23 protein-coding genes are annotated in these 24,565 nt (G+C 65.1%); 13 read left to right on the forward strand and 10 right to left on the reverse strand.

The genetic code is table 11. From position 1 onward, the window contains the following. The first annotated feature begins 2 nt into the window (after positions 1–2). The 7 genes from nudK to AC07Y9_RS08805 all read left to right on the forward strand — a co-directional run bounded on the left by nudK (position 3) and on the right by AC07Y9_RS08805 (position 6,028). Positions 3–614 carry a GDP-mannose pyrophosphatase NudK gene (gene nudK / locus AC07Y9_RS08775; protein WP_102678715.1) on the forward strand — a complete coding sequence of 204 codons (612 nt, stop codon included), beginning with the start codon at positions 3–5 and terminating at the stop codon, positions 612–614. After that, positions 607–1,512 carry an ABC transporter substrate-binding protein gene (locus tag AC07Y9_RS08780; RefSeq protein ID WP_102678714.1) on the forward strand — a complete coding sequence of 302 codons (906 nt, stop codon included), beginning with the start codon at positions 607–609 and terminating at the stop codon, positions 1,510–1,512. Before nudK ends, AC07Y9_RS08780 begins: the two co-directional genes overlap by 8 nt. Next, positions 1,505–2,707, forward strand: a complete 1,203-nt coding sequence (locus AC07Y9_RS08785; protein WP_102678713.1) for an MFS transporter — start codon at positions 1,505–1,507, stop codon at positions 2,705–2,707. The genes AC07Y9_RS08780 and AC07Y9_RS08785 overlap by 8 nt, the downstream gene beginning before the upstream one ends. Beyond that, positions 2,704–3,360, forward strand: coding sequence for an HAD family hydrolase (locus tag AC07Y9_RS08790; RefSeq protein ID WP_102678712.1), 657 nt, complete (start codon positions 2,704–2,706; stop codon positions 3,358–3,360). Before AC07Y9_RS08785 ends, AC07Y9_RS08790 begins: the two co-directional genes overlap by 4 nt. Positions 3,361–3,418: 58 nt before the next feature. Next, the gene (locus AC07Y9_RS08795; protein ID WP_102678711.1) at positions 3,419–4,321 is read left to right on the forward strand and encodes a LysR family transcriptional regulator; all 903 of its coding nucleotides are present in this window, start codon (positions 3,419–3,421) and stop codon (positions 4,319–4,321) included. 130 nt (positions 4,322–4,451) lie between these two features. After that, positions 4,452–5,075 (forward strand): glutathione S-transferase family protein, encoded by a 624-nt coding sequence (locus tag AC07Y9_RS08800; RefSeq protein ID WP_102678710.1) that lies wholly within the window; start codon positions 4,452–4,454, stop codon positions 5,073–5,075. Positions 5,076–5,140: 65 nt separating this feature from the next. Then, on the forward strand, positions 5,141–6,028 hold the full coding sequence (locus AC07Y9_RS08805; protein WP_102678709.1) for a pyridoxamine 5'-phosphate oxidase family protein: 888 nt from the start codon (positions 5,141–5,143) through the stop codon (positions 6,026–6,028). A 90-nt stretch (positions 6,029–6,118) separates the two neighbouring features. Here the strand turns inward: AC07Y9_RS08805 and AC07Y9_RS08810 are convergent, their stop codons facing one another. From AC07Y9_RS08810 to AC07Y9_RS08845, 8 genes are read right to left on the reverse strand one after another with little or no spacing between them, the layout of a single operon-like run. Then, the gene (locus AC07Y9_RS08810) at positions 6,119–7,249 is read right to left on the reverse strand and encodes a glycosyltransferase family 4 protein (protein WP_102678708.1); all 1,131 of its coding nucleotides are present in this window, start codon (positions 7,247–7,249) and stop codon (positions 6,119–6,121) included. Further along, positions 7,250–8,380 (reverse strand): glycosyltransferase family 4 protein, encoded by a 1,131-nt coding sequence (locus AC07Y9_RS08815; RefSeq protein WP_102678780.1) that lies wholly within the window; start codon positions 8,378–8,380, stop codon positions 7,250–7,252. After that, positions 8,364–9,737, reverse strand: a complete 1,374-nt coding sequence (locus AC07Y9_RS08820; protein ID WP_102678707.1) for a glycosyltransferase family 4 protein — start codon at positions 9,735–9,737, stop codon at positions 8,364–8,366. The genes AC07Y9_RS08815 and AC07Y9_RS08820 overlap by 17 nt, the downstream gene beginning before the upstream one ends. Further along, positions 9,734–10,999, reverse strand: a complete 1,266-nt coding sequence (locus AC07Y9_RS08825) for an ABC transporter ATP-binding protein (RefSeq protein WP_102678706.1) — start codon at positions 10,997–10,999, stop codon at positions 9,734–9,736. Before AC07Y9_RS08825 ends, AC07Y9_RS08820 begins: the two co-directional genes overlap by 4 nt. Further along, complete coding sequence (locus tag AC07Y9_RS08830) at positions 10,999–11,796, reverse strand: ABC transporter permease (protein ID WP_102678705.1); 798 nt, start codon at positions 11,794–11,796, stop codon at positions 10,999–11,001. Before AC07Y9_RS08830 ends, AC07Y9_RS08825 begins: the two co-directional genes overlap by 1 nt. Then, entirely contained in the window at positions 11,796–13,238 is a 1,443-nt protein-coding gene (locus tag AC07Y9_RS08835; RefSeq protein WP_053263185.1) for a mannose-1-phosphate guanylyltransferase/mannose-6-phosphate isomerase, read from the reverse strand. Before AC07Y9_RS08835 ends, AC07Y9_RS08830 begins: the two co-directional genes overlap by 1 nt. Before the next feature lie 3 nt (positions 13,239–13,241). Continuing rightward, positions 13,242–14,213, reverse strand: a complete 972-nt coding sequence (gene gmd, locus AC07Y9_RS08840) for a GDP-mannose 4,6-dehydratase (RefSeq protein ID WP_007924592.1) — start codon at positions 14,211–14,213, stop codon at positions 13,242–13,244. Next, positions 14,210–15,121 (reverse strand): GDP-mannose 4,6-dehydratase, encoded by a 912-nt coding sequence (locus tag AC07Y9_RS08845; RefSeq protein WP_102678704.1) that lies wholly within the window; start codon positions 15,119–15,121, stop codon positions 14,210–14,212. Before AC07Y9_RS08845 ends, gmd begins: the two co-directional genes overlap by 4 nt. Before the next feature lie 432 nt (positions 15,122–15,553). Here AC07Y9_RS08845 and AC07Y9_RS08850 point away from each other — a divergent pair, with 432 nt between their 5' ends. The 5 genes from AC07Y9_RS08850 to AC07Y9_RS08870 are packed head-to-tail and all read left to right on the forward strand — an operon-like array spanning position 15,554 to position 21,324. Then, positions 15,554–17,161 (forward strand): glycosyltransferase, encoded by a 1,608-nt coding sequence (locus tag AC07Y9_RS08850; protein ID WP_102678703.1) that lies wholly within the window; start codon positions 15,554–15,556, stop codon positions 17,159–17,161. Then, entirely contained in the window at positions 17,161–18,465 is a 1,305-nt protein-coding gene (locus AC07Y9_RS08855; RefSeq protein WP_102678702.1) for a glycosyltransferase, read from the forward strand. Before AC07Y9_RS08850 ends, AC07Y9_RS08855 begins: the two co-directional genes overlap by 1 nt. Then, complete coding sequence (locus AC07Y9_RS08860; RefSeq protein WP_102678701.1) at positions 18,465–19,352, forward strand: class I SAM-dependent methyltransferase; 888 nt, start codon at positions 18,465–18,467, stop codon at positions 19,350–19,352. The genes AC07Y9_RS08855 and AC07Y9_RS08860 overlap by 1 nt, the downstream gene beginning before the upstream one ends. Continuing rightward, on the forward strand, positions 19,349–20,506 hold the full coding sequence (locus tag AC07Y9_RS08865; RefSeq protein ID WP_102678700.1) for an acyltransferase family protein: 1,158 nt from the start codon (positions 19,349–19,351) through the stop codon (positions 20,504–20,506). Before AC07Y9_RS08860 ends, AC07Y9_RS08865 begins: the two co-directional genes overlap by 4 nt. Then, positions 20,500–21,324, forward strand: a complete 825-nt coding sequence (locus AC07Y9_RS08870; RefSeq protein WP_102678699.1) for a class I SAM-dependent methyltransferase — start codon at positions 20,500–20,502, stop codon at positions 21,322–21,324. The genes AC07Y9_RS08865 and AC07Y9_RS08870 overlap by 7 nt, the downstream gene beginning before the upstream one ends. Before the next feature lie 290 nt (positions 21,325–21,614). Here AC07Y9_RS08870 and AC07Y9_RS08875 read toward each other — a convergent pair whose 3' ends face one another. After that, positions 21,615–22,241 (reverse strand): LysE family translocator, encoded by a 627-nt coding sequence (locus tag AC07Y9_RS08875; protein WP_102678698.1) that lies wholly within the window; start codon positions 22,239–22,241, stop codon positions 21,615–21,617. Between the two features lie 146 nt (positions 22,242–22,387). Here AC07Y9_RS08875 and AC07Y9_RS08880 point away from each other — a divergent pair, with 146 nt between their 5' ends. After that, on the forward strand, positions 22,388–22,861 hold the full coding sequence (locus AC07Y9_RS08880) for an Lrp/AsnC family transcriptional regulator (protein ID WP_009051665.1): 474 nt from the start codon (positions 22,388–22,390) through the stop codon (positions 22,859–22,861). A 141-nt stretch (positions 22,862–23,002) separates the two neighbouring features. Here the strand turns inward: AC07Y9_RS08880 and lpdA are convergent, their stop codons facing one another. After that, positions 23,003–24,403: a dihydrolipoyl dehydrogenase gene (gene lpdA, locus AC07Y9_RS08885; RefSeq protein ID WP_102678697.1), complete on the reverse strand. Its 1,401-nt coding sequence runs from the start codon at positions 24,401–24,403 to the stop codon at positions 23,003–23,005. Positions 24,404–24,565 lie beyond the last annotated feature (162 nt).

A 24,565-nucleotide genomic window follows, 5' to 3' on the forward strand; every position in this document is an offset into this window, starting at 1 on the left:
CGATGAACCAGGCCATCTCCACCAAGGACCGGGTGCGGATCCATCAGATCGAAGTGCTTTCGGACAACTGGTACGTGCTGCGCAAGACCACCTACGACTTCCAGGGCCGCGACGGGGTCTGGCGCACCCTGGACCGGGAAACCTACGACCGCGGCAATGGCGCCACCATCCTGCTGTACAGCAGGGCCAAGCAGACGGTGGTGCTGACCCGGCAGTTTCGCTTCCCGGCCTTCGTCAACGAACACGACGGCATGCTGATCGAAACCTGCGCCGGGCTGCTGGACAAGGACGATGCGCGGACCTGCATCCACAAGGAGACGGAGGAGGAAACCGGCTATCGCATCCGTGAGGTGCGCAAGGTGTTCGAAGCCTTCATGAGCCCCGGTTCGGTCACCGAGCGCCTGCACTTTTTCGTCGGCGAATATTTCGATGAAGACAAGCAAAGCGAGGGCGGCGGCCTGGAACACGAGGGCGAAGAGATCGAAGTGCTGGAGCTGCCGATCGACCGGGCCCTGGCGATGATCGACAGCGGCGAGATCTGCGACGGCAAGACCATCATGCTGCTGCAGTACGCCAAGCTGCACCGGCTGCTGGAGGTCGCCGCCGATGACTGAACTCAACGCCATCAGCTCGATGGAAAACGCCGAGCTGGCCGAATTCATCGCCGGCATCAGCCAGCACATCGGCATGCCGGTGCGCCTGACCCGTTGTTCCACCTCGGAGCTGATCGAGCGCCTGCACGGTGGCAGCGCCGGGGCCTGGGACCTGTTGCTGGGCACGGCGGCCACCGCCTTGCTCGACCCGGCCCTGGCCTGGCAACTGATGCCGCTGACGGACATCGAGTTCTCCGGCCTGCCGGAGGCGGCGGTGGCCCCGGATCGCCGCTGGTTCGCGGCATCGGGTTTTGTCCCGGCCTTCTGTTACGACCCCAAGGTCCTGGCCCGCGAAGGCCTGTCGGTGCCGACCCGCTGGCAGGACCTGACAGGCCCCGAATGGGCCGGGCGCATCGCCTTGCCCGATCCCGCGCGCTCCGGTGCCGGTTACCTGCACCTCAGCGCGTTGCTCGAGCATTACGGCGAACCCGCCTGGGCGCTGCTGGCCCAGATGGCCGGGCACGGCCCTGCGATCAGCGGCTCCTCCACGGCGCCGATCGAGGCCGTCGTGCAGGGGCAGGCCTGGCTGGGGGTGACGGTGTCGACCGCGGCCACCCGCGCCGCCGAACAGCACCCGCAGCTGCGCTGGTGCGTGCCCGGGGATGCGCGCTGTTATGAGGACGAGGTGTTCGCCTGCCGGGCCGGCTCGCCCAACGCCGCCTATGCGCAGCAGGCGCTGCAATGGATGCTCACCCCGGCCGCGGCGCAGATCAGCCAGCGTTATGGCAAGGTCGTGCCGGGCCAGGCTCACCCGGTCGGCGCACTGCAACCGCTGCCGGCCTTGCAGGCCAGTCGCGACAAGGCGGCGCGCTGTCGGCATTGGCAGGCGCTGTTTAGCCGGGAGACGGCTCATGGCTGAAGCCGCGCGAGATTCCAGTCAAGCGCTCAGCCGCCAGGAGCAGGTCCGCGAGGCGCGCCCGTGGTTTCTTTACCTGCTGTTCGGGCTGTTCGGCGCCCAGCAAGGGTTGCTCGGGCCGATCATGCCGTTCCTGCGCGACACCCTGGCCCTCGACCTCGGTTGGGCCGGCCTGCATTTCGCCGCCTATGCCGCCGGCCTGGCGCTGGTCGGCTGGCCCTATCGCTGGCTGGAACGACGGCTGCGCTCGACGAGCATGAGCACCATTGCCTGCCTCTCGGTGGTTATTGCCAGCAGCCTGTTCGCCCTTGCCGGACACTGGTCGCTGAGCTTGCTCGCCGCCGGGGCGATGGGCCTGTCGGGCGGATTTGTACTGGCGGTGGGGCAGGCGGCCCTGGGCGAGCGTTATCGCGAACAGGCCGCGCCGAGGCTGGTAGAGGCGCACATCGTCGCGGGGTTGTGCGTGCTCGGCGGCGCCCTGCTGGTGGGTGGCATGACCGGCCTGGGCCTGTCCTGGCGCCTGGTGCCAAGCTGCATCGCCGCCGTCGCGCTGCTGGTGACCTTGCTCTCGCGGAGTGCCTGGAACGCCCCGGCAATACTCGCCGCCACCGATCAAGCCAGCGAGAGCGGGCAGACCCTCATGACCCGGCGGGTGCAACTGAGCCTGTGGGCCTTGGTGCTGCTGGGTATTTCCGCGGAATGGGGTGTCGGTTTCTGGGGCGCGGAATACCTGGCCGTGCATGTCCAGGTCAGCGCCTCGGCCGCGGCCACGCTGATGAGCCTGTATTTTGCCGGCACGGTGTGCGGGCGCCTGGCCAGCCGTTATGCGTTGATCCGCATCAGCCCGTTGGCGCTGCTGGTCGGCGTGATGCTCGGGGCCATCGCCACCCTGGTGCTGCTGTACTTCAGCCAGACCCGGCTGCCGACGGCCTTGTTCATCTTTGTCCTGGGCGCCTGCCTGGGCAATTTCTTCCCGCTGATCCTCGGTTCGGCGATGCGCATCGCGCCCCAGGCCAGCTCGGCCATCAGCGCCCAGGCTTCGCAGGCGGTGGGCGTGGCGCTGCTGCTGGCGCCTTTCCTGCTGGGCTTGCTGTCCTCGCAGATCGGTGTCGAAGCGGCTTTCAGCCTGTTGATCGTATACCCCTTTCTCATGCTGCCGATCGCCCGCGGTCTGCATTTTTCCGGAGCACGCCCTTGAAGCTTTCTGCCTTGTTGTTCGATCTCGACGGCACCCTCATCGACACCGATGACCTGCACCTCAACGCCTACAACCAGTTGCTGGCGCGCTGGGGAAAATCCATGAGCCTGGATTACTACAAGGACCATGTGATGGGCTTTCCCGACGACATGATTTTCTCCGGCCTGTTTCCCCAGGCACCGGCGACGCAATACCCGGAGCTGGCGGCGCAGAAGGAGGCCATGTTCCGCGCCCAGCTGCGCGAGACCATTCCGGTTCCTGGCGTGCTGCGCACCCTGGATTATGCCCAGGCGGCCGGTATCCCCATGGCGGTGGTGACCAACGCGCCTAGGGAAAACGCCGAAGCCATGCTCCAGGGCCTGGGGATTGCCGAGCGTTTCGATGCACTGGTGATCGGCGGTGAGCTGGCGCGCGGCAAGCCCGACCCGCTGCCTTATCTGACGGCTTTGCGCTTGCTGGACGCGAGCGCCGATCAGGCGCTGGCCTTCGAGGACTCGCTGGCCGGCGTGCGTTCCGCGGCAGCGGCGGGCATCCACACCTTTGGCCTGCTCTCGGGCCTGGAGGAAACTCAGCTTCGCGAGGCGGGTGCGCGGAGTATCATCCGGGACTTCAACGATGAGGCCTTGTGGCAGCGACTCCAGGTCCCTGCCTGAGCCCGGGCGGTCCATGCGGGACGGTACCGGGGCAGGGCGCCGTACTGCGAGGACCGTCATGGACCGATTCCAGGAAATGCAGGTGTTCATCAGCGTCGCCCAGGAGCAGGGCTTCGCTGCCGCGGCCCGGCGCCTGGGGCTGTCCGCGCCCAGCGTGACCCGGGCGGTGGCGGCGCTGGAGCAGCGTATCGGCACCCAGCTGCTGACCCGCACCACGCGCAATGTGCTGCTGACGGAAGCCGGCCAGCGTTACCTGGAAGACAGCCGGCGCATACTCGCCGAGTTGCAGGACGCCGAGGCCTCGGCCGCCGGCATCCATGCCCTCCCGCGCGGACAACTGACGATCACCGCTCCGGTGCTGTTCGGCGAGCTGTTCGTGACCCCGCTGATGGTGGATTACCTGGAACGCTTTCCCGAGGTCAGCATCAATGCCCTGCTGGTCGATCGGGTGGTGAGCATGGTCGAGGAAGGCATGGACGTCGCGGTGCGTATCGGCGAATTGCCCGACAGCGGCCAGCACGCGATGCGCGTCGGCGAGGTGCGGCGGGTCATCTGTGCTTCCCCGGCTTTTCTGGCGCGGCATGGCCGACCACGGCATCCCCAGGAACTGCGCCAGGCGCCGGTGATTGCGCCATCGTCCATCGGCCAGTCCAGAAGCTGGCTGTTCGACGATAACGGAACGCCCTTGAATATTCGTCCGGAGCCGCGGCTGGTGGTCACCGCCAACCAGGCGGCGATCAGTGCCGCCTGCCTGGGGCTGGGCCTGACCCGGGTGCTGTCGTACCAGGTCGCGGGCAAGGTGGCGGCGGGCGAGCTGGAGATTGTCCTGGCGGAGTTCGAACTGGCGCCGCTGCCGATCCATGTGGTGTATCAGGGCGGGCGCAAGGCCCCGGCGCGGGTGCGCAGTTTCGTCGATTTCGCGGTGCAGGCGCTGCGCGGACACCCGGCGTTGCAACCGTAGCGCGGATTATTGCGTTGGCTGAAATGATGGATTGTGTTTTCTGGTGATTCTGTTGTTTTGACCCGAGAGGGAAGATGGCGTCCGTCAGTGCCGCTCTTGTGAGCCGCACCCCTGCCCAGCGGAGTCTGCCATGCACGCCATCAAGCTCTACAGCTTCCCCCGTTCCGGTCATGCCCATCGCGTCGAACTGATGTTGTCGCTGCTGGGGCTGCCTTTCGAGCTGGTCTTCGTCGACCTGGCGAAAGGCGAGCACAAGCAGGCGGACTTCCTGGCGCTGAACCCCTTTGGCCAGGTACCGGTGATCGACGACCAGGGCGTGGTGCTGGCCGACTCCAACGCGATCCTGGTGTACCTGGCGCAGAAGTACGGCCAGGGCCGTTGGTTGCCCAGCGATCCGGTTGGCGCGGCACGAGTCCAGCGCTGGTTGTCGGCGGCGGCGGGGCCGATTGCGTTTGGCCCGGCGGTGGCGCGGCTGATCACCGTATTCGGCGCCCAGCGCAACGCCGAGGAGGCCATCACCCGCTCCCATGCGCTGCTCAAGGTGGTCGAGCAGGAATTGACGGCGAGCCCTTACCTGGCGGGCAGCGAACCGACCATCGCCGATATCGCCGGCTACAGCTACATCGCCCACGCCCCCGAGGGCAATGTGTCGCTGGCGGATTATCCACAGGTCCGCGCCTGGCTGGCGCGCATCGAAGCCTTGCCTGGCTTCGTCGGCATGCCGCGTACCGCGGTGGGCCTGCAAAGCGCCTGAATCTGGCGGCCCGGCACCCTCCGGGCCCGCTGACTGCTGCGTCATCGACGCAGGGGAGCCCCATCATGAACATCGAATCCCCCTGGCATGCAGGCGAAACCCGCCTGCAAGCCCAGGCAGGCGTTGCCGAGCGCATGGACGTCGTCGGGCGCAAGGTGATCCGCAGCGAGATGCCCGACCAGCACCGGCAGTTTTATCAACAGCTGCCGTTCATGCTGCTCGGGGCTGTGGATAACCAGGGCACCCCTTGGGCCAGCGTGCTCGAAGGGGCTGTCGGTTTCGCCCACTCGCCAACCCCCGGGCGGCTAAGGCTCGACAGCCTGCCCGCCGCCGAAGATCCCGCCCAGCTGACGCCGGGCGCGGCCATCGGCCTGCTGGGCATCGAGCTGCACACCCGGCGGCGCAACCGCCTCAATGGGCGGATCGTCGAGCTGGACGACAGCGGTTTTGCCCTGGGGGTCGAGCAGTCCTTCGGCAATTGCCCGCGCTACATCCAGCTGCGACAGTTCGAGTCGGTGCCGCTGGCCGCGCACCGGCCGGTGCAGCGCCTGAACGCGCTGGATGAAGCGGCGAGGGCGATGATCCGGGGCGCCGATACGTTTTTCGTCGCCAGTTACGTGGAGCTCGAGGGACGGCTCTGGGTCGATGTGTCCCACCGCGGCGGCCCGGCCGGTTTCGTGCGGGTCGAGGGCAACCGCCTGAGCATTCCGGATTTCGCCGGCAACCTGCACTTCAACACCCTGGGCAACCTGCTGCTCAACCTCCGCGCCGGCCTGCTGTTCATCGACTTCAGCCGCGGCGACCTGCTGCAGCTCAGCGGCCGCACTGAAGTCGTGCTCGACGACCCGCAGATCGCCACCTTCCCGGGCGCCGAGCGCCTGTGGCGCTTCGAGGTCGAGCAACTGGTGCGCCGGCCCGCGGCGCTGGCCTTGCGCTGGACGGATCAGGTTTAGGACAAGCCTGACCCCGCGCGGTGCCTGCATCGCGAGCAAGCTTCGCTCCTACGGATCGGGGTCAGCCCCGCGCGTTTGCGCTCCTACGGATCAGGCGTAGGACAGGGCTTTTTCCTCCAGCAACTCCTGGTACAGCTCGTTCCACCTTTGGCCCATCTGGTCGGCGGTGAACAGTTGCCGGTAACGGGCCTCGGCCTTGAGGCCCATCTGCGCGGCCTGTTCCGGGTTGTCCCAGAGCTGGCGCATGGCGGCGCGGAAGGCCAGGGGATCGCTGGGCGGCACCACCAGGCCGGTTTCGCCATGGATATTGATGTAGCTGGTGCCGGTGCCGATCTCGCTGGAGATCATCGGTTTGCCGTACATCGCGCCTTCGAGCAACGAGATGCCGAACGCCTCGGAGCGCAGGTGCGAGGGGAAGACGATGGCATAGCTCAGTTGCAGCAGGGCCACCTTGTCTTCATCCCCCAGGCGGCCGAGGAAATGCAGGTTGCGCAGGCCCAGCGCCGCGGCCTGGGCATGCAGTTCGGCCTCCAGCGGGCCGGCGCCGACGATCACCACCGGGTAGTCCACGTCCTTGAGGGCATCGAGCAGGATGTGCAGGCCCTTGTAGTAACGCATCACCCCGACGAACAGGAAAAAACGCTCGCCCAGGCGCTGGCGCCACTGGGCCATGCGTTCGCTATCGGGCGGTGGATAACCGGCCTTGTTCAGGCCGTAGGGGATGACCCGGGTCTTGTCCGGGAACTGTTGCAGCACATCGCTGGTGTGCAGGTAGTTCGGCGACGCGGCGACGATCCGGTCGACGCTGTGCAGGAAGCGGTTCATCAATGGCCGGTACAGCTTGAGCAGGTGGCGCTGGCGGATGATGTCGGAGTGATAGGTGGCCACGCAGGGCTTGTTCATGCCACTCATGAAATGCACCAGGTCCATGAACGGCCATGGGAAGTGGTAATTGACCACGTCGGCTTCGGCGGCCATTTCGCGAAACTGCTTGAACACGCTGTAGGAGAAACCGGTGGAGGCGAACTGTATGTCGAGCTTGGCCCGGTGCACCTCATGCTGACCGAGCTTCAGTACCGCGGGTTGCGGGTCGGCGCTCAGGGTCAGGACCTGGCCTTCGATACCCTGTTGGGCGCCGCTTTCGCATAGCTGGAAGATGACCTGTTCGATACCGCCGACCGAGTCAGGCAAATAGGTTTTGAAGAAATGTAGGACACGCATTCAGCCTCCTATAGCCTGACGGTAGGTACGCGCGGTGATCTGTGCGCAGTGCCTCCAGGAAAACAGCCCGGCTTGTTGCAAACCCGCTTCGCGGCATGCCTGCCAATGGGGCTCATCGTCAATCAAGCGAAGCAGGGTGCTGCTCAAGCCGTGCACATCGCCAGGCTCGACATAATTGCCCGCCACCCCCGCGACTTCCGGCATCGCCGAACGCCGTGTCACGACCACCGGTGTGCCACTGGCCATGGCTTCCAGGACCGGAAGACCGAAACCTTCGTACAGCGATGGAAAGATCAGCGCCCTGGCTCCGGCCACCAGCTGTGCCACCTGTTCGTCCGGCAGGTAGCCCAGCAGTCGTACATGGCCGCTGGCCAAGGCCTTTTGCAGGGTGTCGCTGAACTGCCCTTGCTCCCAACCCGCCATGCCGACGATCAGCAACGGATAACGTCGGCGCAGCGCTGGCGGCAGCAGTTCGTGGGCTTGCAGGGCCTGGGACAGGTTCTTGCGTGGCTCCAGCGTGCCGACGCACAGGAAGTAGCCTTGAGGATGCAGGCCACGGGCCGCGAGACTGTGTTCCAGCTCGGTATGCTCACGAGGATGAAAGCGCGGGGCGACGCCCAGGGGCGCCACGACAAAGCGATCGCGTGGCAGGCCGAAATAATCCTGGGCTTCATCGGCGATGAACTGCGAGTCCGTCAGGATCAGCCGCGCCTGTTCCACACCCGCGCCAAGGCGCCGCTCGATTTCCTTCAAGCGTGCCGGTGGCTGAGTCGAGGGGTAATGCAGGTGAGTCAGGTCATGCAGGGTCATCACGGTCGGGCCTTCGAACTCCAGCGGCCACAGGCTGGGCTCGTGGTAAAGGTCGATCGCCTCATGCTGTCCCTGGTCGAAACGTCGCTGTTCCAGCCAGCGCCTGGCCTGGTAGGCCCCGGGGATCTGTCGCAGCCAAGGCGCCAGTCGGGAGTAACCCGGCATGGCGGCCGCCGGCAGTTCGGGGCTCCAGCCCCAGCCGTGGAACAGCGACAGCTCAAGTCCCTGTTCGGTGACCAGGGCCGAGGCCAGTTCCGCTACGTAATGGCCGATACCGGTGCGCGGCGACTGGAGAATGCGTGCGTTAAGGGCTATCCGCATCGTGCGTCTCCATGACCGTGGGGGCGTGGTTCCTGTGGAACACAATGCGTTCGACCAGTTGGGTACTGGCTTCTCGCCAACCCAGCCAGCGCCAGTCATCGACATGGCGGGCGGCGGGAAACACGCCGCTGGTTTCCTGCTGGATGACCAGCTCGGCCAGGCTCTGTGGATCGTTCAGGTCGAAATAGGCCATGAACTCGCCGCCGATTTCGCGAAATACCGGGATGTCGCTGCCCATGGCGGGCAGGCCGCGCTGCATGGCTTCCACCAGGGGCAGGCCGAACCCTTCGACATAGGAGGGGAACACCAGCGCCGTCGCCTTGGAATAGGCGTACTCCAGGCTGTTGTCGTCCAGTGAATTGAACATGAACAGGCGCCGGTTCAACTCCGGGTGCCGGCGAATCCGTTCGATCAGCGCCTCGCACTTCCAGCCGATGCGCCCGGCGATACACAGGCGGGCCTGGGACCCACTGGCCCAGACACGCTCGAAGGCGTCGAGCAGGAAACCATGGTTTTTACGTGGTTCGATGGTGCTGACCATCAGGAATACCGCTGCCTGGCCCTTGAACAGCTGGGCCAGATCCGGGTTGATCCGAGCGTTTTTGCTGCACTGATCCAGTTCCGAGCCCAGGTGGAAATAGTCGAACCAGCGCTGTGCCACCTGCTGGTGCCCGACCCGGCGGAGCATCTCTTCGCGAACCTGGTCGCGTATGGTCGCGGAAATGGCGATGTAGCCGTCGGCGGTGCGCGCTATCCAGTCGAACCAGTGGTTGAACACCCGGACCAGCCCGGCGTCGCAGAACTGCGGGTGGGTCAGGGGGATCAGGTCATAGACGACCGAGACGATACCTACGCCATCGCGCTTGAGCTGTTCGGCCAGGGGAAAGAAATCGGCGTGCCAGGACGAGTCCAGCAGCACCAGTTGATCGCCCGGTTGATGTTGCAGCGGTACACAGCGCTGGGGGATTTCCCGGGTGTCGAGGAACCGGTTGCACAGCCGCAACGGAATGCTGAAGCAGACCAGAGCGGTCAGGCGGCACGCCACATAGAGCAAGCGGCGCGCAAGGTAGGAATCGAAAGGTTTGCGTCGCTCCAGGGTGCGGTGACGCAGCCAGAAGACGTTGGCCATCTGTTCCAGGCGCACCCGCAGCCCCATCAGGTTCCAGCGCTCGGGTTTCAATGGCTTGAGGCTCAATACCCGGTAGAGCTTGTCCTTGAGCATGACCACCGGAATGCATTCCACCGAGGCATCGGCCGCGGGCAGTTCACGGATGACGTTGCGCACCACGCGCTGGATACCCGAGTTGGTCTCGGGGTGTTCGAACACATAGGTGCATTCAATCAACAGTCGGGTCATGGCGCCGCTCGCTGAGGCATTGACTGAGTGGACTTCGACGGTGAGCGAACAATGCTGGTCCGCGCCTGCAACCAGGAGCAGCCGACGAAGTCTTCCTGGCGGTTATTGATGACGTGGAAGACCAGGCCGTAGTCGCGCCATTCGAAGTTGCGATCCAGGTGCGAATCCAACCGCGACAGGCTCAGGGCCACCGAGTAGTTGCCCTTGCCCAGGCCCATGGTGAAGGCGAAGCGGAAGGTGACCTTTTCGCCGGCGCTCAAGTCGGTCAGGGCCTGGTCCAGGCGATGGGTGTTGATGCCATACATGGGCTGGCCGAGACGGTCCTTGATCATGAAGCCCAGCACCAGCCGTTCGATGTCCTCGCGCACCTCGACCTGTACTTCCAGCACCACCGGCTGGCCGACTTCGGCCATCTCGATCGAGCGCTCGCGTTCGTCGCGCAGGTGCACGCTGAGGATCGCGGCTTCGCCGGTGCCGGAAATGGTCCGTACCTGGCCGTTGGCGAGCATTTCCTGGCGCACCGTCTGGCCTTCGCGTTCGGCGAGCATGGCGTTGTAGTAGTCCATCACCTCTTCCGGCTTGCCGTGCATGGCCACACGGCCCTGTTCGAGCAGGATCGCGGTGTCGCAGATCGACTGGATCGCCGAGCGGTCGTGGGACACGATCAGCAGGGTGGTGCCGGCGCGGCGGAAGCTGCGGATGCGCTCGAAACTCTTGTGCTGGAAGTAGGCGTCGCCCACCGACAGCGCCTCGTCGACGATCAGGATGTCCGGGCGCCGGGCCGTGGCCACGCTGAACGCCAGGCGCATCTGCATGCCGCTCGAATAGGTGCGTACCGGATGATCGATGGCCTCGCCGATTTCGGCGAAGGCTTCGATTTCCGCCATCAGGGCCTGGATTTCCTCGACCTGCATGCCCAGCAGCTGGCCGGCCATGACCGCGTTCTGGCGTCCGGTGAAGTCCGGGTGGAAACCCATGCCCAGCTCCAGCAACGCCGCTACCCGACCCCGCAGATGGATCTCGCCGCAGGTCGGTTGGGTGGTGCCGGTGATCATTTTCAGCAAGGTGCTTTTGCCGGCGCCGTTGACCCCGACTATGCCCACGGCCTGGCCCGGCTCGATCTCGAAGTCGACGCCCTGCAGCACCCAGTGCAGGTGATGGCGCGGCCTGGAAAACGGAATCATCCATTCGAACAGCCGGCTCCAGCGGTTCGGGTACTGCTTATAGGCCTTGCCCAGGCCGCTGACGCGTATATGTCCCATCAGAGCTCATCCACCATTTCACCGACGCGCTGGCGGAAAAGCCGCAGCCCCATGCCACAGAACAGCAGGCTGACCACCAGCATCGGGGTCAGCGAACTCCATTGCGGCCACTGGTCGTACAGGAACAGGTTCTGGTAGCTGTGCATCAGCGCGGTCAGCGGGTTGAGCGCCAGCAGGCGCTGGATCGACTCGGGCAGGATGCTGATGGGGTAGACGATGGGGGTCAGCCAGAACCAGAACTGCAGGAAGATGCCAAAGAACTGCCCGACGTCGCGAAAGAACACGTTCAGCACCCCGAGGATCATCCCCAGGCCGGTGCAGAACAGCACCTGCAACAGCAGCAGCGGGATCAGCGCCAGCAGCGCCAGGCCCGGCAGGCGCCCGGTGATCAGCAGGAAACCGAGGAACAGGCCGAGGATGATCGCGAAGTTGATGCCGGCGTTGAGCAGCACGATCACCGGCAGGCAGATGCGCGGGAAGCTGATTTTCTTCAGCAGGTTGGCGTTTTCCAGGAACATGCTCTGGCTGCGCAGGGTCAGCTCGGAAAACAGGCCCCAGGTCAGCAGCCCGGCACAGAGGTAGACGCTGTAGGCCAGGCCATCCTCCACGCCCGGCAAGCGGGCGCGCATCACCTGGGAAAATATCACCGTGTAGACGACGATCATCGACAGCGGGTTGAGCACGGTCCACAAGGCGCCGAACAGCGAGTTGCGATAACGCGCCTGGAACTCGCGCTGCACGCTGCCGAGGATGAAGCCCCGGTAGCTGCGCAGCGAGCGGTACAGATTGAGCAGCATCAGGCTGTCCTGCCGTATTGGTCTTCGAAACGGACGATGTCGTCCTCGCCCAGGTATTCGCCGCTCTGCACTTCGATGATGACCAGGTCGATCACCCCCGGGTTCGCCAAGCGGTGCTTGTGCCCGGCGGCGATGAAGGTGGATTCGTTGCTGTTGACCAGATGCGAGCCGTCGCCGTTGTTGGTGACCATGGCCGTGCCCTTGACCACCACCCAGTGTTCGTTGCGATGGTGGTGCATCTGCAGCGACAGCGCCGCGCCCGGCTTGACCACAATGCGCTTGATCTTGAAGCCCGGGCCTTCCTCCAGCACGGTGTAGCTGCCCCAGGGGCGACTGACCGTGCGGTGCAGGCGATAGGATTCGTGGTTGCGATCCTTGAGCTGCCTGGCCACCTGGCGCACGTCCTGGGCGCGGTCGGCGTGGGCCACCAGGATGGCGTCGGCGGTCTCGACCACGATCAGGTTGTCGACGCCCACCGTGGCGATCATCCGGCCTTCGCTCTGCACGAAGTTGCCGTGGCTGTCGATGAACAGGGCTTCGCCGGTGGCGCGGTTGTCCTGGGCGTCGGCATCGACCAGGGCGCTGATCGCGCCCCAGGAGCCGATGTCGCTCCAGTCGAACCGGGCGGGCACGACCGCGACCTGGTCCGAGACTTCCATCAGCGCATAGTCGATGGAGATGTCCGGCATCCTGGCGAAATGCTCCGCGGACAATTCATGCTGGATGATGTTGCCGGTCTCCACCGGCGTGCTTGCGGCCAGGCAGGCGCGGCCCTGTTCCAGCAGCTCGGGGGCGTGCTGTTGCAACTGCTCCAGCAGCGTGGCGACGGTGAAACAGAACAGGCCCGAATTCCACAGGAACCGGCCGCTTTCCAGGTAGCCCAGGGCAGTCTTCAGGTCGGGTTTTTCCACGAAGCGCAGCACCCTGGCGGCACCGTTATCGTCGAGGGCGTCGCCTGACTCGATATAACCGAAGCCGGTTTCCGGGGCGTTCGGCGTGACGCCGAAGGTGACCAGGTGCCCGGTTTCAGCCAGTTGCGCGGCGTGGGCGACCGCGCTTTTGAAGGCTTCTTCGTTGCGGATCAGGTGGTCGGCCGGCATCACCACCATGGTCACTTGGTCGCCGTGCCGAGCCTGCAGGGCCAGGGCCGCGGCGGCGATGGCCGGAGCGGTGTTGCGGCCCGAGGGTTCGAGGATGAAATGCCCGTGATGCCGATCCAGCCTGGCGGCCAGGAAGTGATCCTTGCTTTGAAAGAAGTGGTCGCGGTTGGTCACCGTGACGATATCGCCGCTACCGGCCAGCAACCCGGCGGCGCGGCGGTAGGTCTTGCCCAGCAGGCTCTGGCCGTCGGGCAGGAGCATGAATGGCTTGGGATGACCTTCGCGCGAAACCGGCCACAACCGGGTCCCGGCACCGCCGGAAAGAATCACTGGAATCAGCATGCCTTACTCCTTGGCGACGCGTTTCATGTCCGCATCCATCATCATGCGGATCAGGGTTTCCAGATGGGTCTTGGGTTTCCAGCCGAGCACCCGTTGGGCCTTGGCCGGGTTGCCCAACAGCACGTCGACTTCCGCGGGGCGGAAGAACGCCGGGTCGATTTTCACGTAGTCACGGTAGTTCAGGCCGACGTGTTCGAAGGCGATCTGGCACATCTCGCGCACGGTAGTGGTGACGCCGGTGGCCACCACGTAATCGTCGGCCTTGCCCTGTTGCAGCATCAGCCACATGGCTTCGACATAGTCGCCGGCGAATCCCCAGTCGCGCTTGGCGTCGATGTTGCCCAGGCGCAGTTCCTGCTGCTTGCCCTGTTTGATCCGGGCAGCGGCGTCGGTGACCTTGCGGGTCACGAACTCGATGCCGCGCAGGGGCGATTCGTGGTTGAACAGGATGCCGCTGCTGGCGTGCAGGCCGAAGCTCTCGCGGTAGTTCACGGTGATCCAGTGCCCGTAGAGCTTGGCCACGCCGTAGGGGCTGCGCGGGTAGAACGGGGTATTTTCGTCCTGCTGCTCGGCCTGGATCAGGCCGAACATTTCGCTGGTGGACGCCTGGTAAAAGCGGGTGTGCGGACTGAACTGGCGGATCGCCTCGAGCAGGTGGGTCACGCCCAGCCCGTCGACGATACCGGTGGTCACCGGCTGGTCCCAGGAGGCGGCGACAAAGCTTTGCGCCGCCAGGTTGTAGAGTTCGTCGGGCGCCGCCTTGATCACCGCCCGTTGCACGGAGCAGGCGTCGGCCATGTCGCCATCCAGGTAGCGGATCTCGCCCTCGATGCCCATCTCACGCAAGCGCCAGCGCGAGTCGCTGCTGCGTCGCGCCACCAGCCCGTGAACCTGATAGCCCTTGTCCAGCAGCAACTTGGCCAGATAGGCGCCGTCCTGCCCCGTGATCCCTGTGATCAGTGCACTTTTTGTCATTCTTGTAGTACCCGTGACTCCCAGTCGGACAGGATCGCCCGCAGGGATTGTTTTATTGTGGTTTCGGGCGTCCATCCGGTGACTGCTTGCAGCCTGGCGTGACTGCCACAGACACGACGCTGTTCTGTCCGTCGCAGACGGGCGGGGTCCTGGACCAGCTCCATTTCGACCTGAGCGATGTCCGCCAACTGCTGGATCAGGCCGCGGATGCTGTGCTCCTGGCCGGAACAGATGTTGTAGACCTGGCCCGGCACGCCACTGCGCAACAGGGCGAGGTAAGCGTTCACCACGTCAGCGACATCGAGGAAGTCGCGAGTGACGTCGATATCGCCGACTTCCAGCCTCGGAGCCTGCAGGCCGAGCTTGATCCGGGCGATCTGGCGCGCGGCGCTGGCGACGGCGAAGCTGCTCAACTGCCCGGTACCGATGTGGTTGAACGGCCTGGCCACCATCACGGGCCAGCCTTCGCTCATGCCCCACTGCAGGCACAGGAGTTCGGCCGAGACCTTGCTCACTGCATAAGGATTGCGTGGGGAGGGGGGCTGGCGCTCGTCGATGGGCAGGTCGTTTTCCCTGACCTGGCCGTAGACGTCACCGGAGCTGACGTACAGGAAGGTGCCGCTGAAGCCGCGGGCTTTCAGCGCTTGTAACAGGTTGAGGGTGCCCAGCAGGTTGATCTGCAAGGTCCGGGCAGGATCGCGGAAGGCTTCGGGGACAAAGGTCTGGCCAGCCAGGTGAATCACCGCATCCGGTACCTCGGGCCACAGGTCTTGCAGGCTTTGCGGTTGGGTCAGGTCAAAGGGCGGCGCGGGCAACAGTTCCCAGCCGGAATCGGCAGCGCCCAGGCGGGATCGCAGATGGCGTCCCACAAATCCATTCAGGCCCGTTACAAACAGACGCTTTTTCAAGCAGCAGCCTCTTTAGACGGAGGCTTCGGCAATATTTGGACACATAATTCATGTGAGAAATACGAAAACTCTGCTATTTCCCCCGGGCCTTTCTATTGACGAAGCTTGTTGTAGTTGTTTGGCGCTCAATCTGTGCCAATTGCTTTGGAATTTCAACAGGTCCTACCGTGACCGGTAAGTTCTCGTTTTCCAGCATAGGAAAAATCTTGTCGGGAGGTTCCCGAATCTTCAATGGATGTGTTTAGAATGCCCCTCGTCTCGACCCCAAAGCGATCAGAATGGCTGTCTCGCAGCCATGCAAAACTGACCAATAGAACAAGAACGTAGACGGGCATGAGAACGATGGATGCACGCCCACAACACAGGCGTGGCGCCATGGCTCTACCGTCATTGTGTGAAGGTGCCAGGACGGCGGCTTCATCGTGAGATGCCATGAATTTCATTCTTTATTCGGATGTTAACGACGGCTCCATCAGCCAGAGCCTCGGGCGTCCGGAATACAGCTATTACTTCGTGCTCAAGGCCTATCGCCCGGTGTTGGAAAGCCTTGGGCGCGTGCATGTGGTGCAGACGCCGGCCGAGGTCGACCGGCTGTATCACGAGCTGCGGCTCAAGGGCGAAGACTGCCTGTTTCTTTCGTTCACCCCACCCCAGAAAACCCCGGTCGACCTGGACTGCCCGACCCTGTGCGTGGTGGCCTGGGAGTTCGACTCGATCCCCCACGAATACTGGGATAACGACCCGCACCAGGACTGGAGCCGCACCCTTGGCCGCCATGGCCGGGTGATCACCCTGTCCAGCCATACGGCCCGTGCGGTGCGTCGGGTGCTGGGTGAGCATTTTCCGGTGCTGGTGCTGCCTACCCCGTTGTGGGAGCGCTTCGACGGCGTCCGCGGGCAATACCCCAATGTGCCGGTCAACGCCGGCACCACCCTGCAGATCAAGGGCTGCATCATCGACAGCCGGGCCCTGGGACTTTCCGCCGACGGCCTGGTCGCGCCGGTGCTGGATGAGGCGCCGCCGCCTCCCGCTCCCGTCGAGGCCGAAATCGTCGAAGCCCCACCGCTGACCGTCAGGCGCCGGCTGTTCATCGCCAAGCACTATCTGCGCGAATGGTATCGGGCGCTGGCCGGCGGCGAATGGCGCCGGCCGCTGTTCATCAGCAAGCACTATGTTCGCGAATGCTACCGCGAGGGGTTGCGCGACCGGGTTCCCGAGCGCCTGCGGGCGCTGATGGCGAAATCGAGACCGGAGCACGCGGCAGCGCTGCCCGTCGTCCTGCCGGTACCCGCGCCTGAGCCGGAACACCCCCAGGCCGTCCTCCCGGCCACCGACCGGCAGGTGGAGTTCCAGGTCGATGGCGTGGTCTATGTCAGCGTGTTCAACCCAGACGACGGTCGCAAGAATTGGCATCAACTGATTACCGCGTTCTGCTGGGCAATGCGCGACACCGAAGACGCCACCCTGGTGTTGAAGATGACCCAGAACGACCTGTCGACCTATTACGTCGAAATGCTGACCCTGCTGTCGCAGCTGTCACCGTTCAGCTGTCGGGTGGTGGCCATGCACGGCTATCTGGACGACGAGCAATTCGCAAGGCTGTACGGCGCGGCCAGTTTCTACGTCAACGCCTCGCGGTGCGAAGGCCTGTGCCTGCCGCTGATGGAGTTCATGGCCTGCGGCAAGCCGGTGATCGCGCCGCTGCACACGGCCATGCTCGATTACATCGACGAGGACGTGGCCTTCGTCGTCAAGTCCAGCCAGGAGCCGGCGATCTGGCCGCAGGACTCGCGCATCCTGTTTCGCACCCTGCGCCACCGCCCGGATTGGGGCTCGTTGAAAACCGCCTACCAGGACAGTTACCGCATGGCCAAGGAAAACCCCGCGGGGTACCAGTCGATGTCCCTGGCCGCGGCCCGGCGCATGCAGGAGTACAGCAGCTTCGCCAGCGTCCAGGGGCGCCTGCGGGAGTTCTTCGCCCTGACCCCGCTGACCGAGGCCGACGGCGCATCCTCCCTGGCCGTGGCGGGTAACGCCTGATGCTGATCCTCATCCATTCGGAAACCAACAAGAGCAACATCCAGCAGAACCTGGGCCGTCCCGAATACAGCTACTACTTCGTGCTCAAGGAGTTCCGGCCGGTGCTGGAACGCCTGGGCCAGGTGCTGGAGGTCAGCAACCCCGACGAGCTGGTGGACCGCCTGTATTTCGACTGCCAGAGCCGAGGCGAGGCGTGCATCTTCCTGTCGTTCTCGCCGCCCCATCGCACGCCCAACCATTACGCTTGCCCGACCATCCCGGTGTTCGCCTGGGAGTTCAGCACCATTCCCACCGAAAGCTGGCAGGGCGAGCCGCGCCATGACTGGCGGCTGGTCCTGGGCACCGCGGGCGCGGCGATCACCCACTCCAGCTTTACCGTGCGAGCGGTGCGCGATGTGATGGGCGAGGACTACCCGATATGCGCGATCCCGGCCCCGGTCTGGGATCGCTTCGCCCGCCGTGGCGAGCAATTGGGCAAGCAGCCACGGGCGGCCCGGGTGACCCTCAACCTGCACGGGCTGCTGCTCGACAGCCGGACCCTGGACCTGAGTGCCTACGGCCCTGGCATGCTGCGCGAAGACATGCCGCTGGCGCTCGATGCCACGGCCCGCGACTGCCAGCTGCTGCTCGACGGGGTGGTCTACACCTCGGTGTTCAACCCCTACGACGGGCGCAAGAACTGGCAGGACATGATCAGTGCGTTCTGCACCACCTTTCGCGACTGTGCCGACGCCACTCTGGTGCTGAAACTGACCCACCACGATATCGGTAACGCACTGGCCGACATGCTGCACCACCTCTACAAGAACCAGTCCTACCAGTGCCGGATCGTGCTGATCCACGGCTTTTTGTCCGACCCGGACTACGAGCGGCTGGTGGAGGCCACCCGCTATGTGGTCAATTCCTCGTTCGGCGAAGGGCAGTGCCTGCCGCTGATGGAGTTCATGTCCTGCGGCAAGCCGGCGGTGGCGCCGTGCAACACCGCGATGGCCGACTACATCGACCACGACAACACTTTCATCGTCGACTCCACCGACGAGTTGACCGCCTGGCCCCACGATCCCCGGGCGGCCTACCGGACCCTGCGCTACATCACCAACTGGGACTCGCTGTGCTCGGCCTATCGCGCCAGCTACGACGTCGCCCTGCAGGACCCCGAGCGTTATGCGCGCATGTCGAGCCATGCGATCGAAAGCCTGCGGCGCTTCTGTAGCCAGGCTACGGCCGAACAGCGCCTGGGCGAGTTCTTCCAGCAGGTGCTGGAGCGGCGCAAGGCGTCTGCCACCCCCGGGCTTCCCGCGTGATGCGGGCGTTTTTGCGGCGTTTGCGCAGGGGCGCGCCGTTGCCTGCGCCGCTGCTGGCCGAAGCGTCCAGGCCAGCGGTTTCTCCCCGCGATTGCGGCTTGCGCGACGCCATGCTCGATGGCTGGTTCCGTTCCGCAACCGGCGAGCTGCTCAAGGGCTTTGCCATCAGCGCCGACGACACCCTGCTCGATGTCGGCTGCGGCGAGGGCGTGGCGACGCTGTTCGCCATGCGCCAGGGCGCTTCGGTGATTTTTACCGACAGCGAGTTCGACAAGGTGCGTGACCTGGCCCGGCAAGTCGCCGAGCAATCGGACGTAGCGGCCCTGGGGCTGGTCAGCAACAGCCTGCCGTTGCCGCTGGCCCAGGGCTGCGCGAGCAAAGTGGTGTGCATGGAAGTGCTGGAGCACATCGAACAGCCCGCGCCGTTTCTCGCCGAGCTGGTGCGCATGGGCCGTCCCGGCGCGCAGTACCTGATCAGCGTTCCGGACCCGGTGGGCGAGCATTTGCAGAAGGGCATCGCGCCGCCCGGCTACTACCGCGCGCCGAACCATGTGCAGGTGTTTTCCCGCGAAGGCTTTGGCCAGATGATCGAGGACGCCGGGCTGGTCATCGAGCATCGGCAGGCCACGGGCTTTTTCTGGGTCATGGGCATGATCTTTTTCTGGGCCAGCGAACGGGCCGCCGGACGCGAGCCGCCGGGCGCCGTGCGCGACCGCATCCAGGCGCCTTACCCGGCGCTGATGGAAGGCTGGGCGCGGACCTGGGAGGAGCTGCTGGCGCAACCCGACGGGCTGGCGATCAAGCAGGTGCTCGATGGCTTCATGCCGAAAAGCCAGGTCATCATCGCCCGCAAGCCGCTGCCCGGCGCCGTGGCTGAGCCGTCTTGAACGACAAGCGGATCATGGACATCGAGCTGCTGCGGGGCATCGCGGTGCTGGGCGTGGTGTTCCATCATCTGCAAGGCAATCTGTTTCGCGAGGGGCAAGCCTGGTTGGGCAGCGTCGCCGCCTACGGCCAGTTCTGGTGGGGCGTGGACCTGTTCTTCGCCATCTCCGGTTTTGTCATCGCCCGCAACCTGGTCCCGCAGCTGCGCGCCTGTACCAGCGCCGCGCAGTGCTGGCAACGGACCCGCGACTTCTGGATTCGCCGCGCCTTCCGCCTGCTGCCCTCGGCCTGGTTGTGGCTGCTGCTGATGTTGCTGGCGAGCCTGTTCCTCAATCGTTCGGGAGCCTTCGGCAGCCTGCACGCCAACCTCTGGGCCACGGTTGCCGGCCTGCTGCAATTCGCCAATTTCCGTTTCGCCGACAGCTTTTTCCACTACGAATACGGCGCCAGTTTCGTCTACTGGAGCCTGTCGCTGGAGGAGCAGTTCTACCTGTTGCTGCCGCTGCTGGTGCTGTTGTGTCGCAGGTACCTGGTCTGGGTGTTGCTGGCGCTGGTGGTTGTGCAGGTCCTGACCATGCGCTCGGCGCTGCTGATGGTCATCCGCACCGACGCCATGGCCCTCGGCGTGTTGCTGGCGCTGTGGACGCCCCGCGCCAGCTACCGGCACTGGGAACCGAAGTGGTTGGGTCGGCATCCGGGGCTCGGCCCGTTGTTGCTGATCCTGTGCGGCCTGGGCATGGGGTGGCTGGCCACCGATGGTTTCCATGCCACCTTTTACCGGGTGGGCGCCCTGGCCGTGCTCTGCGCGCTGTTGGTGTGGGTCGCTTCCTATAACCGCGACTACCTGTTGCCTCGTGGCCCGCTGAAAAGCCTGCTGGCCTGGATCGGCAGTCGTTCCTACGGGATCTACCTGATCCATATCCCGGTGTTTCTGCTGGCCCGCGAAGCCTGGTTCCGCCTGGCGCCCCTGGGCACGACCGGGCTGAACGACCAGCCGCTGCTGGCGCTGGCCTGCGCCCTGGGCCTGCTGCTGTTGCTCAGCGAACTCAACTACCGTGTCATCGAGTTGCCCCTGCGCAATCGGGGCGCCGAGCTGGTGCAACGCCTGGGCACATCCCGTTCTCCCGTTCCTTCCACTGGAGTCACTTCATGCTGAGCCTTCTGAAAAAACTCACGGCGAGCGCTCCTGCGGCCGTGACGCCCGACGCACCGCCGCCGGCCAAGGTCGATCCGTACATGCTGGGCCTGCAGGACGCCATGCTCAGCGGCTGGTTCAACCAGGAAAACGGCGAGCTGTTCACCGGCTTTCCGGTGACGGCCGAGGACACCCTGCTGGACGTTGGCTGTGGTGACGGCGGCAACGTGCATTACTGCGCGATGCGCGGGGCGAAGATCATCATTGCCGACATCGACGCGGCCAAGGTCGAGGCGACGCGCCAGCGCCTGAGCGATACCCCGGCCCGTGGCGTGGAATGCCATGTCACCGACTGCAACCCGCTGCCGATTGCCGACGGCACCGCCAGCCGGGTGGTGTCCACCGAGGTCATCGAGCATGTGGACGATCCGGCGCAGTTTCTCTGCGAGCTGGTGCGGGTCGGCCAGCCGGGCGCGCTGTACCTGTTGAGCGTGCCGCACCCGAGCTCCGAGGACCTGCAAAAGGACATCGCCGCGCCGGAGTATTTCCAGAAGCCCAACCATATCCGCATCATCAGCGAAGAGCAGTTCAAGCAGATGGTCGGCGACGCCGGGTTGGAGGTGCTCAGCCATAGCCAGTACGGCTTCTACTGGTCGATGTGGATGCTGCTGTTCTGGGAAGCCAAGGTCGAATTCAGCAACCCCGACCACCCGTTGCTCGACCAATGGGCGAACACCTGGCAGACCATCCTCAACTCGCCGCGCGGGGTGCAGATCAAGCACGCGCTGGACTCCGTGGTCGCCAAGAGCCAGGTCATCATTGCCCGCAAGCCGGCCTGAACCGGCCCCTGTACCCGCTGCCGAAGGCTGCGATAAGGCCGCAGGCCTTCGGCGATCTTGCGACCTTGCGCGCCCTTCGGTCGCGATCGCAGCCTGCGGCAGCGGCTACAAAGGGCGGATCTGCGCAAATATCGACCAGGGTGGGCCTATGCAAATAACGGCAGGGGCGGGTTTGCGCAATAACCTCAGGCGCGGTCTTTTGTAGCCGCTGCCAAAGGCTCGGGCCGCGATCTTGCGACCTTGCGCGCCCTTCGGTCGCGATCGCAGCCTGCGGCAGCGGCTACAGAGCTTCAGGCCTGTTGCACGAAAGTCAGGCGCACGGCGAAGCCGATCAGCAGGCTGCCGAACAGCCATTGCTGGACTCGCTGGGCGGCGCGGTTGTGCGCCAGCCAGCGGCCGATCCAGGCGCCGGCCAGGGCGTAGGCGCTGTCGAACAGCAACCCCACCAATACCAGCAGCAGACCGAGGCTGGCGAACTGCGCGGCCACGGGGCCGGCCTGCGGGTCGATGAACTGTGGCAGCAGCACCGAGCAGAACAGCAGCGCCTTGGGGTTGAGCAGGTTGGTCAGCAGGCCGCGACGGATCGCTTCGCGCCAGCGCAGGGCGCTCGCGGCCTCGCCATTCTGCAGGCTGGGCAGCAGGTTGGCCCGCAGGCACTGCACGCCGAGCCACAACAGGTACGCGGCCCCGCCCAGGCGCACCACCTCGAAGGTCCAGGGCGCGGCCTTGAACAGGGCGGCCAGGCCCAATGCCGCCAGTGCCACATGACAGCCCCGGGCAATCGCCAGGCCCACCGCAGTGGCCAGCGCCAGGCCCTTGCCCTGGCGGGCGCCGGTTTGCAGCAGGAGGATCATGTCGGGGCCGGGCAGCAGATAGACCACCGCCAATGCCAGGAAAAACATCCACAGTTGCGCCACCTTGCCACCCCCTTTCGTTGTCGATTCGGTAGGTAGAGTCTAGGGCCGAAGGGCAGGGCAGGTGCTTGCGTAGTCAGCCAGCAAGGAGGTGGAAATTGGCATAATCTTCCACCTGGACATGGAGTGACTATCGGAAAATGCCAAAAATGAAACTGGACGCCTACGACCGCAAGATTCTCGCCGCCCTGCAGCGCGACGGCCGCCTGAGCAACGTGCAACTGGCGGAGGAGATCGGCCTGTCTCCTTCACCCTGCCTGCGCCGGGTACGGATGCTGGAAGAAGCCGGGGTGATTCGCGGCTACCAGGCCAACCTCGATCGCGATGAAGTGGGCCTGGGGCTGACGGTGTTCGTCGGGGTCAAGGTCGAGCGGCACACCGACGAGCATTCCGAAGCCTTCCACAAGGCGGTGACGGCGCTGCCGGAGGTGCTTTCGGCGTTCCTGGTGTCCGGCGAGTCGGACTTCCTGCTGCAGGTGGTGGTGCCGGACCTGCGGGCCTATGACCGTTTTCTTACCGGCAGCCTGCTGAAACTGCCGGGCGTCAGCGATATCCGCAGCAACTTCGCGATCCACACGGTGAAAACCCCGGGCGCGCTGCCGCTGGGGCATTTGCCGGCCTGATGCGATCATCTGTAGCCGCTGCCGAAGGCTCGGGCCGCGTTCGGACGATAAGGCCGAAGGCCTTCGGCGATCTTGAGAGCTTGCGCGCCCTTCGGTCGCGATCGCAGCCTGCGGCAGCGGCTACAGGGGCGGGACCGGGCTCTACATCTGCGTCGCCATCCCTTCCACATCCATCGCTGCCTGGCGCAACGCCTCGGAGCGGGTCGGGTGCGGGTGGCAGGTCAGGGCGATGTCTTCGGCCGAGGCGGAAAACTCCATGGCCACGCAGTATTCACCGATCATTTCGCTGACGCTCGGTCCTACTAAATGCACGCCGAGGATTTCATCGGTCTGCGCGTCCGCCAGGACCTTGGCGAAACCTTCGGTCTCGTGGTTGATCTTGGCCCGGCTGTTGGCCGTGAAAGGGAACTTGCCGGCCTTGTAGGCCCGGCCCTCGGCCTTGAGCTGCTCTTCGGTCTTGCCGACGCTGGCCAGCTCGGGCTTGGTGTAGATCACACTGGGAATCAGGTCGTAATTCACTTCGCCGGCCTTGCCGACGATCTGCTCGATGCAGGCCATGGCCTCGTCCTCGGCCTTGTGGGCGAGCATCGGCCCTGAGGTGACGTCGCCAATCACCCACACGCCAGCGGCCGCGGTGCGGTGCCGCTGGTTGGCGAGCATGCCGCGCGAGTCGGTGCTCAGGCCGACGTTCTCCAGGCCCAGGCCCTGGGTGTAGGGCCGGCGGCCGATGGCCACCAGCACATAGTCGGCTTCCAGCAGCTCCGCCGTGCCGCCCGCCGCCGGTTCGACGCTCAGTTGCACGCCGTGTTCCGAGGTGCTGGCGCTGCTGACCTTGGTGCCGAGCCTGAAGGCGATTCCCTGCTTGGCCAGGGCCCGTTGCAGGGTTTTGCCGGCTTCGCCATCGACACCGGGGCAGATGCGGTCCAGGTACTCGACCACCGTCACCTGTGCCCCCAGGCGCCGCCAGACCGAACCCAGCTCCAGGCCGATCACCCCGGCGCCGATCACCACCAGGTGCCGGGGCACCTCGCCGAGGGACAGCGCCCCGGTGGAGTCGAGGATGCGCCGGTTGTCGATCTCCACCCCGGGCAGCGGTGTCGGCTCGGAGCCGGTGGCGATCACGATGTCCCTGGCCTGCAACCGGGTCTTGGCCCCGGCGCTGTCGGTCACCGTGACCTGGCCCGGGCCGTCGATATGGCCCCAGCCCTTGATCCAGTCGACCTTGTTCTTGCGAAACAGGAACTCGATGCCCTTGGTCAGGCCGGCCACGCTGTCGTCCTTCTGCTTCATCATCTGGACGAGGTTGAGGCTGGGCTTGACCTCGATGCCCAGTTCGGCGAATTCCTTGCCCATGGCCGCGTCATACAGCTCTGAGGCGTGCAGCAAGGCCTTGGACGGCATGCAGCCGACGTTCAGGCAGGTGCCGCCGAGGGTGGCGCGGCCCTCGACGCAGGCGGCCTTGAGGCCCAGCTGGCCGGCGCGAATGGCGGCGTTGTAGCCACCGGGACCACCACCGAGGATGACGACGTCGTAGCTGCTCATGGCTGTTCTCCTGCAATCGGAAAAGAAGGCTTTAAAGGTAGTTGAGCAAAAAATTATGACCGTAATATGAGCGCGCACAGCAACCTCGGTCAAGCACGCGATCGCGTCTTGCGTGGCGATTGCGTCTTCCTTGTAGGAGCGAAGCTTGCTCGCGAAAGCCGC

The sequence above is a fragment of the Pseudomonas sp. GW456-L12 genome, assembly GCF_059424045.1.